Origin of the sequence: Bacillus sp. 1735sda2, assembly GCF_024159245.1 — a bacterium.
Lineage (GTDB): Bacteria > Bacillota > Bacilli > Bacillales > Bacillaceae > Bacillus > Bacillus pumilus_O.
The window spans coordinates 3,629,006-3,640,899 of record NZ_JAMYWZ010000001.1; the positions used below are offsets into that span (position 1 = coordinate 3,629,006).

General features: G+C 38.3%; 14 protein-coding genes. 1 reads left to right on the forward strand and 13 read right to left on the reverse strand.

Annotation, left to right across the window (positions count from 1 at the left end; all coding sequences use genetic code 11):
- Positions 1–73: 73 nt before the first annotated feature.
- The 3 genes from fsa to NKR21_RS19015 all read right to left on the reverse strand — a co-directional run bounded on the left by fsa (position 74) and on the right by NKR21_RS19015 (position 2,234).
- Positions 74–712 carry a fructose-6-phosphate aldolase gene (fsa, locus tag NKR21_RS19005; protein WP_003215343.1) on the reverse strand — a complete coding sequence of 213 codons (639 nt, stop codon included), beginning with the start codon at positions 710–712 and terminating at the stop codon, positions 74–76.
- 111 nt (positions 713–823) lie between these two features.
- Positions 824–1,681, reverse strand: coding sequence for a class II fructose-bisphosphate aldolase (locus NKR21_RS19010; protein ID WP_012011570.1), 858 nt, complete (start codon positions 1,679–1,681; stop codon positions 824–826).
- A gap of 178 nt (positions 1,682–1,859) precedes the next feature.
- Complete coding sequence (locus tag NKR21_RS19015; protein ID WP_003214681.1) at positions 1,860–2,234, reverse strand: response regulator; 375 nt, start codon at positions 2,232–2,234, stop codon at positions 1,860–1,862.
- 180 nt (positions 2,235–2,414) lie between these two features.
- Between NKR21_RS19015 and NKR21_RS19020 the strand changes: the two genes are divergently transcribed.
- Positions 2,415–2,945 (forward strand): DUF2529 domain-containing protein, encoded by a 531-nt coding sequence (locus NKR21_RS19020; protein ID WP_012011571.1) that lies wholly within the window; start codon positions 2,415–2,417, stop codon positions 2,943–2,945.
- 42 nt (positions 2,946–2,987) lie between these two features.
- Here the strand turns inward: NKR21_RS19020 and pyrG are convergent, their stop codons facing one another.
- The 10 genes from pyrG to NKR21_RS19070 all read right to left on the reverse strand — a co-directional run bounded on the left by pyrG (position 2,988) and on the right by NKR21_RS19070 (position 11,887).
- A complete protein-coding gene (gene pyrG, locus NKR21_RS19025) occupies positions 2,988–4,595 on the reverse strand; it encodes a glutamine hydrolyzing CTP synthase (protein WP_003215143.1) in 1,608 nt (535 codons plus the stop codon).
- Between the two features lie 238 nt (positions 4,596–4,833).
- Positions 4,834–5,373, reverse strand: a complete 540-nt coding sequence (rpoE, locus tag NKR21_RS19030) for a DNA-directed RNA polymerase subunit delta (protein WP_012011572.1) — start codon at positions 5,371–5,373, stop codon at positions 4,834–4,836.
- A 439-nt stretch (positions 5,374–5,812) separates the two neighbouring features.
- Complete coding sequence (locus NKR21_RS19035) at positions 5,813–6,316, reverse strand: hypothetical protein (protein WP_012011573.1); 504 nt, start codon at positions 6,314–6,316, stop codon at positions 5,813–5,815.
- Positions 6,295–6,909 (reverse strand): ATP-binding cassette domain-containing protein, encoded by a 615-nt coding sequence (locus NKR21_RS19040; RefSeq protein WP_012011574.1) that lies wholly within the window; start codon positions 6,907–6,909, stop codon positions 6,295–6,297. The genes NKR21_RS19035 and NKR21_RS19040 overlap by 22 nt, the downstream gene beginning before the upstream one ends.
- A gap of 30 nt (positions 6,910–6,939) precedes the next feature.
- Entirely contained in the window at positions 6,940–7,470 is a 531-nt protein-coding gene (locus NKR21_RS19045) for a stage II sporulation protein M (RefSeq protein WP_012011575.1), read from the reverse strand.
- A gap of 13 nt (positions 7,471–7,483) precedes the next feature.
- Positions 7,484–7,930, reverse strand: a complete 447-nt coding sequence (locus NKR21_RS19050; RefSeq protein ID WP_224925559.1) for a hypothetical protein — start codon at positions 7,928–7,930, stop codon at positions 7,484–7,486.
- A 695-nt stretch (positions 7,931–8,625) separates the two neighbouring features.
- Positions 8,626–8,802 carry a hypothetical protein gene (locus NKR21_RS19055; RefSeq protein ID WP_012011577.1) on the reverse strand — a complete coding sequence of 59 codons (177 nt, stop codon included), beginning with the start codon at positions 8,800–8,802 and terminating at the stop codon, positions 8,626–8,628.
- A 151-nt stretch (positions 8,803–8,953) separates the two neighbouring features.
- Positions 8,954–9,244, reverse strand: coding sequence for an uberolysin/carnocyclin family circular bacteriocin (locus NKR21_RS19060; protein WP_025093875.1), 291 nt, complete (start codon positions 9,242–9,244; stop codon positions 8,954–8,956).
- 1,001 nt (positions 9,245–10,245) lie between these two features.
- A complete protein-coding gene (locus tag NKR21_RS19065) occupies positions 10,246–10,437 on the reverse strand; it encodes a hypothetical protein (protein WP_012011580.1) in 192 nt (63 codons plus the stop codon).
- Between the two features lie 307 nt (positions 10,438–10,744).
- Positions 10,745–11,887 (reverse strand): acyl-CoA dehydrogenase, encoded by a 1,143-nt coding sequence (locus tag NKR21_RS19070; protein ID WP_088003341.1) that lies wholly within the window; start codon positions 11,885–11,887, stop codon positions 10,745–10,747.
- Positions 11,888–11,894: the final 7 nt, after the last annotated feature.

Genomic DNA, 11,894 nt, shown 5'->3' on the forward strand with positions numbered 1-11,894 from the left:
TGCACAAAACATTTCTTAGCGTTTTTAAGAAAAACTGCGGCAAACAGGAGACAATCCTGCCTGCCACAATCACTTATTTATTCCAGTCTGCTAAAAATTGCTCAATGCCCGCATCCGTTAATGGGTGTTTCGTCAGCTGCTTGATGACTTTCAGCGGCATTGTGCCGATATGAGCACCTCTAAGCGCAGCTTCTGTCACGTGCTGCGGATGACGAATGGATGCAGCAATGATTTGTGTATCTAAACCATGAACATCAAAAATGGTTTTCACTTCACTGATGAGATCGAGACCATTTTGGCCAATGTCATCTAAGCGGCCGAGGAATGGAGAGACATACGTCGCACCAGCTCTAGCTGCAAGCAATGCTTGGTTTGCACTAAAAATCAAAGTGACATTTGTTTTAATTCCAAGGTCTGTTAACGCTTTGACAGCTTTAAGACCATCTGTTGTCATTGGGATTTTCACCGTGATATTTGGTGCAATGGCAGCAAGCTCTTTTCCTTCTTCAATCATTTCTTCTGCTTTGAGGGAAATAACTTCTGCACTGACAGAACCTGATACCACGTCAGTGATTTCGCGAAGACGGTCATGGAATGATACGTCCTTTTCTTTCGCTACTAAACTAGGGTTTGTTGTGACGCCTGCTAAAATGCCAAGCTCGTGCGCCTCTTTGATGTCTGCGATATTCGCTGTATCTACGAAAAATAACATAACTGTGCCACTCTCCTATCAATAAATTGTCTGAAATGTAAATTTGATTGCGCTTTCTCAAGATATGGAGAAAACCGCCTGTGACTCAGGCGGCTTTCGGTTCTCATCAAATTATGCTTGGTTAGAAGAACCAAATTCACGCATTTTGCCGATAACAGTCGCTTTAATTGCGTCACGAGCTGGTCCAAGATATTTACGTGGATCATACTCTTCTGTTTTTGCAGCAAGTGTTTCGCGAACTGCTTTCGCAGAAGCAATTTGGTTTTCAGTGTTTACATTGATTTTTGCTGTACCAAGTGAAATTGAGCGCTTGATGTCAGCAGTTGGGATACCTGTTCCGCCATGAAGAACAAGTGGAAGACCTGTCATTTTACCAATTTCTTCCATTTCAGTGAAACCAAGGTTTGGTTCACCTTTGTATGGACCATGAACTGAACCTAATGCAGGTGCAAGGCAGTCAATGCCAGTACGTTCTACAAGCTCTTGGCACTCTTTTGGATCAGCATAAATAACGCCCTCAGCGATGACGTCATCTTCTTGTCCGCCAACAGTTCCAAGCTCAGCTTCTACAGATACACCATGGAAATGTGCAAGCTCAACTACTTTCGCAGTTGTTGCTACGTTCTCATCGAATGGATGGTGAGAAGCATCGATCATGACAGAAGTAAATCCTGCATGGATTGCTTTTGCACAAGATTCAAAGCTTGAACCGTGATCTAAATGAATCGCAACAGGAACTGTTACATTATATTCTTCGATTAACGCTTTAACCATTGCGACAACTGTTTTGAAGCCGCCCATGTAGCGTCCTGCTCCTTCAGATACTCCTAAGATAACTGGAGATTTCTCTTCTTCAGCAGCTAGTAAAATCGCTTGCGTGAATTCTAAATTATTTAAGTTAAACTGTCCAACAGCGTAACCTTTTTCCTTTGCGTCTTTCAACATTTCTGTCATTGAAACTAAAGGCATGATGAAAAATCCTCCCTATGTAGCTAATTTGCTTACTAAAAAAAGCTCTCCACCCTAGCATGACCAGAATTTCTCGCCATATGTAAACTTTCAAAGTCAGATCGCTTTCTTCTTCTTATCTAGGATACCAATTATTCGACAAATCGGCAACAGAATGACTCGATTCAATCATTTCCATCTAACCGTTTGTTTCGAGCGGCAAGTATTCTTTGACAGCATCTCGGATCTCATCAATATCAAAAGGTTTCGCAAAGTGCGTCAAAGCACCGAGTTCTTTGGATTCTTGGATCATGTCTAATTCGCCATAGGCTGTCATAATGATGACACGGATGTCTTCATCAATTAATTTCATGCGTTTTAAAATTTCAATTCCATCCATTCCGGGAATCTTCATATCAAGCAACACAAGGTTTGGTCTATGATTTTTCACAATATCTAACGCCTGAAGCCCATTGGCTGCTTGGAAGGTTTGATAACCTTCTTTATGAAACACTTCATTCAACAATATTCTAATACCATATTGATCATCGACAATTAAAATTTTCTCATTCATCTGTTACACCCCATTGCTTTCATTTTTCGCCATAAAAAGAGCTGTTGTTAAATAATTCTGTTTGATTTTCACATTTCCTTTATTTATAATAGTTTACTTTACGACATTTTCTGAGCATTTTTCCTAATATTCTCTTTATATTCTATTATAAAATGATCTGACCGAAGGAGGAAATCCGTCTTGTTAAAAATTTTCACGACTCAGTTATCAGGTATTTTTTCACGTATTGGAGAAAAGCAGGCTGAAGCGATAGAGGATGGTGCACGCCTTCTTGCACAGGCCGTTGTCAGTGGACATGGTGTATATTTTCACGGAAAGAATGAACTGGCTGCTGTAGCCCTAGAGGCAACTGAAAGCAAGGAGCCATTTCCATGTGCGAAAGTACTGCCGCTTGATCAAACAGAGCGCAGCTTGCTTCATCCAAGCGATAGAGTGCTACTATTTTATTCAGAACCAGAAGACGAGGAGATTGAATCTCTTGTAAAAGAGCTGCACGCGCAAGGGACGCCTGTTGTTGGTGTCGGGCCCGCACAAAAGGAGCCGTCCATGATTGAAGAGCATTGTGATGTCCATATTGATTTCCAGCTTAAGAAGCCACTTGTGCCTGCTGATGACGGGACAAGGTTCGGTTATCCTGCTTTAATGACATGTTTATACGTCTACCACGCTCTATCGTTTACTGTGAAAGAAATCGTTGAGGAATATGAATAAAAAAACTGCCGAGAAGATCATATTCTCGGCAGTTTTTTTGTTTTATTTTGATTCAGATGCTTGCAGTGAAGCACCAACGAAATCTCTAAATAATGGCTGAGGTCTTGTCGGTCTTGAGACGAATTCTGGGTGGAATTGAGAAGCAAGGAACCAAGGGTGATCCTTCAGCTCGATAATTTCAACAAGACGTCCGTCTGGGCTTGTACCAGAGAAGACAAATCCTGCAGCTTCCATTTGCTGTCTGAATTCGTTATTGAACTCATAGCGATGGCGGTGGCGTTCGTAGACCACTTCATCGTTGTATGCTGCAAATGCTTTGGAGTCTTCATTTAATTTACATGGATATAGACCAAGACGAAGTGTTCCGCCTAGATCATCTACATCCTTCTGTTCTGGAAGAAGGTCAATGATTGGGAATGCTGTTTCAGGATCAATTTCCGCTGAATGAGCTCCTTCAAGGCCTAGTACGTTTCGTGCATATTCAATCGACGCAACTTGCATTCCTAAGCAAATTCCGAAGAAAGGCACTTTGTTTTCACGGGCATATTGTGTAGCAATGATTTTCCCTTCCACTCCGCGGTCTCCGAAGCCTCCAGGAACGATGATGCCGTCTACATCTTGTGCGAAATCAGCCATATTTTCTGCTGTCACTTCTTCAGCATTGATCCATTTGATTTGAACGTCTGCATCAAATGCATAACCAGCATGTCGAAGTGATTCAACAACAGAAATGTATGCATCTTGCAGTTCAACATATTTCCCTACTAGACCAATTGTGACTTGTTTTGAGAGGTTTTGCACTTTATCGACTAGCGCTGTCCACTCCGTCATGTCTGCATCTTGGCAATCAAGTTTCATATGTTCGCATACAAGCTTGTCTAATCCTTGTTTTTGTAAATCAAGCGGAATAGAGTATAGCGTGTCTGCATCTTGGCATTCGATAACAGCTTTTGTATCAATATCACAGAATAACGCAATTTTGTCCTTCATGTCTTGGGTCATTGGCATTTCAGTTCTGACCACAATCACGTTTGGCTGAATCCCAAGGCTGCGAAGTTCTTTTACACTATGCTGTGTTGGTTTTGTTTTCAGCTCGCCTGCTGCTCGGATGTAAGGAACAAGGGTACAATGAATGTACATGACGTTTTCACGGCCAATGTCACTCTTCATTTGTCGAATCGCTTCTAGGAAAGGAAGGGATTCGATGTCTCCAACTGTTCCGCCGATTTCTGTGATGACCACATCTGCACCTGTTTCTTTTCCGGCACGGTACACGCGGTCTTTGATTTCATTTGTAATATGGGGAATAACCTGTACCGTTCCGCCTAAATAGTCGCCGCGGCGCTCTTTCTTCAGAACAGTAGAGTATATTTTACCAGTTGTGACGTTGCTGTACTTATTTAAATTAATATCAATGAAGCGCTCATAGTGACCTAAGTCAAGGTCTGTTTCAGCACCGTCATCTGTGACGAAAACCTCACCGTGTTGATATGGACTCATCGTCCCTGGGTCTACGTTGATATATGGATCGAATTTTTGAATGGTGACATCCATCCCTCTATTTTTCAGAAGGCGGCCTAACGAGGCAGCCGTGATCCCTTTTCCAAGTGAGGAAACAACTCCTCCTGTTACAAAAATATACTTTGTCATTTCGTATGCTCCTCTCTTTTTTACCCTTGCATGACTAGGCATGCACAGCTTCATCCTTTTTAGAGTGTATCCCTAAATCTCTTGAAAAATAAGAAAGCTCCCTTTCAAATAAATGAAAGGGAGCGTAAATGAACGTATCTTTACGTACTCTTTTTAGAGAGCCCAAAATACATACTACATAGTTCGCTCTCGAAAGTCAAGACGGTTTTGTCCTGTTTTAAGGACCGGTTTATGAGGGTTATTTCTCTTCCTCATTATCGTCTAAATCGTCTTCGTCAATTTCTGTTAAGCCGTCATCATCTTCGTCATCATCTTCGTCGAAGTCTTCTATCTCTTCCTCGATTTCCTCATCATCGTCTAGGTCGAGATCATCGTCGTCTTCAACAAGATCAAGGTCTTCTTCAAGCTCTTCGATTTCCTCTTCCTCTTCAATTTCATCGAAGTCTTCTTCAACGACAGCTGCTTTTGTTTTTTTCTTTTTCGCTTTTGTTTTCACAGCTGGCTGAACTTCTTCTTCGATTTGATCAACTGGATACCAGCTGCGAAGTCCCCATCTCTGATCACCTAACGAAATAAAGCGGCCATCTATATTTAAGTCTGTATAAAATTGAGCAAGGCGATCATCAAGATCAGATTTTTGAATTCCTTGTAAACGGACCATTTCATCTATTAACTCGGAAAACGTAATCGGTGTTTTGCTGTCTCTGAAAATTTCATAAGCAAGTTCAACTAAAGACATGTGCTTGAGCTGCTCCTGTGAGTATTCTTTCAAACTCAAGGTCAGACACTCCCTTTCTATTACATGTATGTATCCATTTATCAGTGAAATAATAAGTGTTTATCCCTTATTTTTACGACAAACCATACCTCTCATTATAAACAAATTAGGGGAGTTTATGCCACCTTTAATCATGTTAATTTTTGATTTTTTCTCAAGGGGCTCACCTAATGGTTCTTCATTTGGGTAAAATGGGTCTAACTTTTGTGTCCGGCATGCTTTTTATATGACGTTCTATTCATTCCATACGAAAAAATGTGATTGTCCATTTATTATAAAGCGTATAAAAAGGTACACGTCAACGGGTTTAGTTGACGTGTACCTTTAATGAAAATAAAACCTTTTTCTCAAATTACCTTGAATTCACTTTTATGCGAATACCGTTACTCTTTTCGCAAGCTTTGTTTCACTTAAAAGTTCATGCTCTACTTATTATTCATTACATTACAGCGACTATTTCTTTTCCTAAGGAAATGAGAGCATCGATAATAAATGGTGCCGCAAAGAGAATCGATGCTTTCCAGTTCGCTTTTTTATATTGAAAAAAGAATAAGATGAACACTGCTCCTATAAGTGCCGTGAAGAGGTACAGCCATAAGCTTTGTATTTGCAAGATCCCCATACATATTACATTAATAAACATAATGATAATCTTAGGAATTAGAGCATAAAACAAATGACCCTTAACCTCTGGAGAAAAGAGCATTAATAAGAATTTAGCGATGAGATATTGTACTAAGAGACTGATACTGGTGAGAATTGTTGTAATGACAACAATTAGATTCAGCATCGTTTCATAAGGCATATCCTCTAACAAAGCTCTTAAATCATCTAGTTTCGAAATGTAGCCATTCAATTCAATAGCAAAAGTAACGAAATAATAATTCGCCATAATAAAAATGATTAATGATATCAGTGATGTTATTCTTGGACGTTGTTCCATAATAGCCTCCCATCCCCTATACTCATAATGCTTGAATGATCGTTTAAGCGTTTATTCACCATGCTATGGGAAACATATATGATGGTGGAAATTTTTTTAATAGAAAGATTCACTAGCCTCTCAGATAGCATATCTATACTCTCTGAATCTAGAGATGACATAGTTTCGTCAATTAGAATGGTTTTCCAATCTTTTACGAACAATAAAGATAATCCTACCTTCGCTTTCATACCCGTAGATGCTCTGCTATACGAACCATCTAGGTTACCATCAAAAAAATCATTCACAATACCCAATTGTTCTTCAGTCGGTACAATATGAAAGGTATTCCACAGAATCTCTAGGTTTTCTCTAATTGTAAATGGATGAATGCCAATTGGATCAACATTTAAATAAAGAGTCGATTCTTTGTTTGTCTCAATATCCCCAGAGTATCTCTTATCTAGACCAGCTAGCATTTTAAGGAGAGTGCTTTTACCTGCACCATTTCGTCCCACTAAATGAAAGAGGCCTGTTGGAATTGAAAAATTCACTTTATCTAGTATGGTATTGTTTTTGAACTTCTTCGTACATTCTACAAATTCTAATCCCACTTGAATCCCCTTCTCCGTCTTATAGAGTCTTCAATAAAACCATCTATGATTGATCATGATAGAAAATAATAAAGAATCATATCCTTCAATAAAAGCAGCGATTATTAGGATGACTAACGATAGTAGATAATAAGGAATCATTTTTTTCATGACACCTAAAGCGGCTTTCATTGATTTCGTATAAATGAGGGTGAAAAGCACATACTGGCTTATTCCTTGATAAAACAACATATTTGGAAATTCTAATAGCCCATGAGGAATTAGTTTACTTAAAGCTTCTTGTGCTCCTAGTGTTCTAAAACCCATCGTAATAACGAAGGAAGAACCTCCAAAATCCATTATTTGAAATAAAGGCGACAACAAGAAACCTAGTAAATACATTGCAAAGTTCGTTAAGTTATGTTGTAGGACTACAGACATAAATTCCTGGCCCGATGTTGGCGGTGTGGCTTCAAATAAATCTTTGTTGACTATATTCCCAAGATAAATCCCTGTACCTATCAGCAAAATACAGTAGATAGAGTAGTACCACAGAAAATATTTCAATCTTTTATGTATCATTTTCCTCCTCTTTTCATGAAGTAATTGTGAAAATTGTTATACATATGAGTAATAAAATCGGCAAGGATAGCTTCAGTAACTTATGTTCATAATCGTTGATTAATAGTTCTGTTTTTCTGAAATATACGACCCCGATAAAGATGATTAAAGGAAGCGATAACGTATTTTTAAGAATAATGGAGATATCGGACGTGTTTATCATTACTCCGACAATTCCACACACACTGACAAAAATCAGTACAAGACATAGTAAATAAATCGTACTGGATTTAAATCTCTCGTACGGACTCACAATCAATGAAGCTTGTAGCGTCTCGACTCTTGCTTTATCAAGCACAATCTCTTCCTTTTTCGAACCTATTAGGATTTCTAAGATCGTGATAAAGTTGATATAGACCAAAATGAGCGCAGGCAGATTTTCTATTTTCGTTAAGAAAGATTGGGCGAAATAAGTAAGCACAGCTACTAAAGCGCCTATTAAGATCATTAATATTTTATTACTAGTGATATAAGACAAAAATAAATACAGAATATTTCCAGACCTCTGTTGCTTATTCGCACTTTTTAGAAAGGAAAGCCCAGTTGTCAAAGGTATCCTATGAGAATTACTTATGTAAATATAAATAAGAAGAGACTGTACTATTTGCAGTATGATCACTGCTTCAAAAACGGACGTTATGATATACCAAAATTGTAACAAAAGGAGTATTCTATTGATGATATTGAATAGACCAGACAATAATTGAGATGCAAAAGAAAGCATTACGACCACAAGAGCTAGTATCATAATGACATATTGATTTTCAACTAGCAAAAAGGTTAAAGCGATGAAACAAGCCAAAAGTAATTGAACTGAATATCCTTTTTTTATCGTAAAGAATAAATGTTTCAACAACAATTGTTTAGAGACAAAGACCAAGCCAGGCTGCTGTCTTCTATACGGTAATACACAACGATTAATATTAGCTGTAGCTACAATGTATATTGAAATAAAAACAAAGCTGTTTAGGTAAGCGCTAGGAATCTCATTCCCATAGAAAATCAACGCTCCCACCACAATGAAAGAAAAAAGAATCATCCCAATATAAATGAGATACCCCATTATACTTTGATCATATATTTTAAATAGTTTATTAGTTTTATGTATAAGTCATCTTAAAAAGCAGCAGCTTTCGCTTTCCCTTGTTTTTTATGTACAACCATAATAGCAGCGGCAGCCACAGTAACACATAGATTGGCTGCTCTCAAAAAACCATTTCCAACGAATAAAGATGCTATTGTCACTGCAAATAACAATAGTGAGAATGAGCCAAGTTTATTTGCTTTTATCATGAAATTTCCTCCTAATTCATGTTTTATTACAAGCCGCATGGGCATAAAACGTTAAATTAGTTTTTAAATCATTATCTATATAAGCGCCATTTCACCTGACTTTTGGAAAAAAAATCATCTCAATTAAAGATTGAGATGATTTTTTTTTAGATTAAAAAGCAGCAGCTTTTGCTTTTCCTTGTTTCTTAAGGATAGCCAAAATAGTAGCAGCTACACCTGAACTAATTGTGCCTACGCCAGTGAAAACACCAACGATTGTAATGACTGTCGCTACTGAGGACCAAGTATCTAAGAAATTAACTACTGTTGCCGCAGTTGCAGTACTAACACCTAGATTTGCTGCAATCAAAGAACCATTACCAATCACTAAAGCTACTAATGTTACCGCAAGAAGTGATAGCGATAATAAAGCATAAAACTTAGAATCTGTTGCTTTCGTCATAATATGACCTCCTTCGATTATTTACTACTTCTTTAGTCTAGCAAGAATTAAATTACATTTCAATAATTTTTTGGAAAATTTGTAACATTTATTTAATTAACGGTATTTGTAATCAGTTTTTATCAGGATTTACGTTCATTTTCCATTTTTACTGGGCACTTATGTAATAGCATAAAATGCTCTGATTCATTCAAATCTAGTCAGAATTTCTGATAAACACTATCAAAATTCATTTCGAATTTTCAGTGCCTTCTTTTTAGAGGCAGGTAAACTTTCATGATGAATTTTTTTAAGAGATGCTCGTTGTAGTCCTTCAATTATTACTGAAATATTCTTCAACAATTGGAGCCCAGATTCAAAAATTAACTGAATCATCATTATGAATGTGAAAAAAGAGTTGATTTTATTTTGAATTCAAGAGAAGTGATGAATGAATGGGAAGTACAGTTATACATATTGACCCTGTGAAGAACCGTATCTGTATGAGAAAGTGATTTATTTTTGGAAATATATCAATAGCTTTATATAGCTCAGTTCCTATCATAGCTTTTGAAAAATTGTAACATTTAGAAAATGTGATAAACATACTATTTTCCAAAACACAACATAAGTCCCTACGAATCCAAGTCAAAAAAGAAGATAATGGATTAAATTACCTAGTTAAATTGAATCAATTTCCTCAATTCCAAAAAAATCGAGACACTCATATTGAGTTGTCTCGACTTCCGTTTGATATCAAAATTGATACCCTTTATTCAAATCCTTGAACGTATGATGAAAAATAATGGCTGCTTTTTGCATGAATCCTCCGTATATTCATTTTTCTGGATTTTCTTTAGGAGATTCACTATTCGGACAAAAAAAGAATTGCTTATTTATGTAGGAAAAATCATAACCATCACGTTAGAAATGAGGCTGAACCGTGACATTTTTGCAAAGTTTAAACACATTAGTGAACGAGATGAACTTTTTTATACAATCACTTTTTTCGTATTTTAAAGCTACAATTTCTGAAGTAATGAGATGACTACTGCTATCGTCAATATAATGCCTGCAAACATTAAAACAATTAATTTTCTACGGCTATTTTCTTTTTCATTTTGATCTTTCTTTGAAGACTTTGATAGTTCTGCGGAAACCATGATCCATATCACCAAAGTTACAATCGCTAAGATAGTAGTAATTGTGGTCATAATAACCTCCCATATTTTTATTTTCTCAATTTTAACATAATGCTCATATAATATGGCTCAATACTGGAAATCATCTTAAATTCAGGAAAACCTGACTATTACCTTGTATGTGGGTTATCGCTATATTATTCTTGAGGTCTAATTCTTTAGTAGGTATATTGCCAATTCACATGTACCAATACTCACTACTTCATCAGTTACAAATCACTCATACGTTAATGTGAATTTTGGATGGTGCTAGTGCAAAAACACTTCATGATCCACACCGAAAAAGACCACCTCACGTCAGGTGGTCTTTGCTTTGTTTCTACATATCTAGTAGTTTGCGCGAGATGACTAGGCGCTGGATTTCCTGTGTGCCTTCATAAATTTGGGTGATTTTCGCATCACGCATGTATCGTTCGACTGGGTAATCCTTTGTATACCCGTAGCCGCCGAAGATTTGGACGGCTTCTGTTGTTACCTTCATGGCTGTATCTCCAGCAAAGAGCTTGGACATAGCTGATTCTTTTCCGTACGGGAGCCCTTTCGTTTCGAGCCATGCTGCCTGATAAGTGAGTAGCCTGGAGGCTTCAATTGCGGTTGCCATATCTGCTAGCTTAAACGCGATTCCTTGCTGTTGAATGATTGGTTTGCCGAATTGCTTGCGCTCCTTCGCATAATGGACTGCCGCATCAAGAGCGCCTTGTGCAATCCCAACAGCCTGTGCAGCAATGCCGTTTCTGCCGCCATCGAGGGTCATCATTGCTATTTTAAAGCCTTCTCCTTCTTGTCCGAGCCGGTTCTTTTCATGAATCCGGCAATCTTCAAATCGAATTTCAGTCGTTGGCGATGAGCGAATGCCCAGTTTGCTTTCCTTTTTACCGACCGAGAAGCCCGGTGTCTCTTTTTCTACAATAAAGGCTGTCGTATTTCGAGATGCAGCTTCTTGGTCTGTCACAGCAAACACAATATAATAATCCGCAATGCCCCCATTTGTAATAAAGATTTTCGCACCGTTCAGGACGTATTCACTGCCTGCCTTTACTGCCGTCGTCCTCATTCCGCCGGCATCCGAACCCGACCCGCTCTCAGTGAGTGCATATGCCCCTACCTTCTGTCCTTCTGCAAGCGGCTTTAAATAGGTCTCTTTTTGTTCATCTGTTCCAAAAGTATAGATGGGCCACGAGGCGAGAGAGGTGTGGGCGGAGAGCGTGACGCCTGTAGAGGCACACACTCTTGAAAGCTCCTCCACTGCGATGACGTAGGCTAAATAATCACTACCGATCCCGCCAACCTCTTCCGGCCAAGGAATCCCCGTTAAACCGAGCTCTGCCATTTGGCGAAAAATAGCTGGATCATACGTTTCTGTCTCATCTCGCTCTGCTGCTGTTGGCTCTACTTCATTTTTCGCAAAATCCCTCACCATTTTTTGAATCATTTCATGTTCATCACTTAATTGAAACTGCATCATGAGC

Bases quoted from the DNA above. Each gene is read 5' to 3' on its own strand.
- fsa (WP_003215343.1), bottom strand. From the start codon at position 712: ATGTTATTTTTCGTAGATACAGCGAATATCGCAGACATCAAAGAGGCG.
- NKR21_RS19010 (WP_012011570.1), bottom strand. From the start codon at position 1,681: ATGCCTTTAGTTTCAATGACAGAAATGTTGAAAGACGCAAAGGAAAAA.
- NKR21_RS19015 (WP_003214681.1), bottom strand. From the start codon at position 2,234: ATGAATGAGAAAATTTTAATTGTCGATGATCAATATGGTATTAGAATA.
- pyrG (WP_003215143.1), bottom strand. From the start codon at position 4,595: ATGACAAAGTATATTTTTGTAACAGGAGGAGTTGTTTCCTCACTTGGA.
- NKR21_RS19035 (WP_012011573.1), bottom strand. From the start codon at position 6,316: ATGGAACAACGTCCAAGAATAACATCACTGATATCATTAATCATTTTT.
- NKR21_RS19045 (WP_012011575.1), bottom strand. From the start codon at position 7,470: ATGATACATAAAAGATTGAAATATTTTCTGTGGTACTACTCTATCTAC.
- NKR21_RS19055 (WP_012011577.1), bottom strand. From the start codon at position 8,802: ATGATAAAAGCAAATAAACTTGGCTCATTCTCACTATTGTTATTTGCA.
- NKR21_RS19060 (WP_025093875.1), bottom strand. From the start codon at position 9,244: ATGACGAAAGCAACAGATTCTAAGTTTTATGCTTTATTATCGCTATCA.
- NKR21_RS19065 (WP_012011580.1), bottom strand. From the start codon at position 10,437: ATGACCACAATTACTACTATCTTAGCGATTGTAACTTTGGTGATATGG.
- NKR21_RS19070 (WP_088003341.1), bottom strand. From the start codon at position 11,887: ATGCAGTTTCAATTAAGTGATGAACATGAAATGATTCAAAAAATGGTG.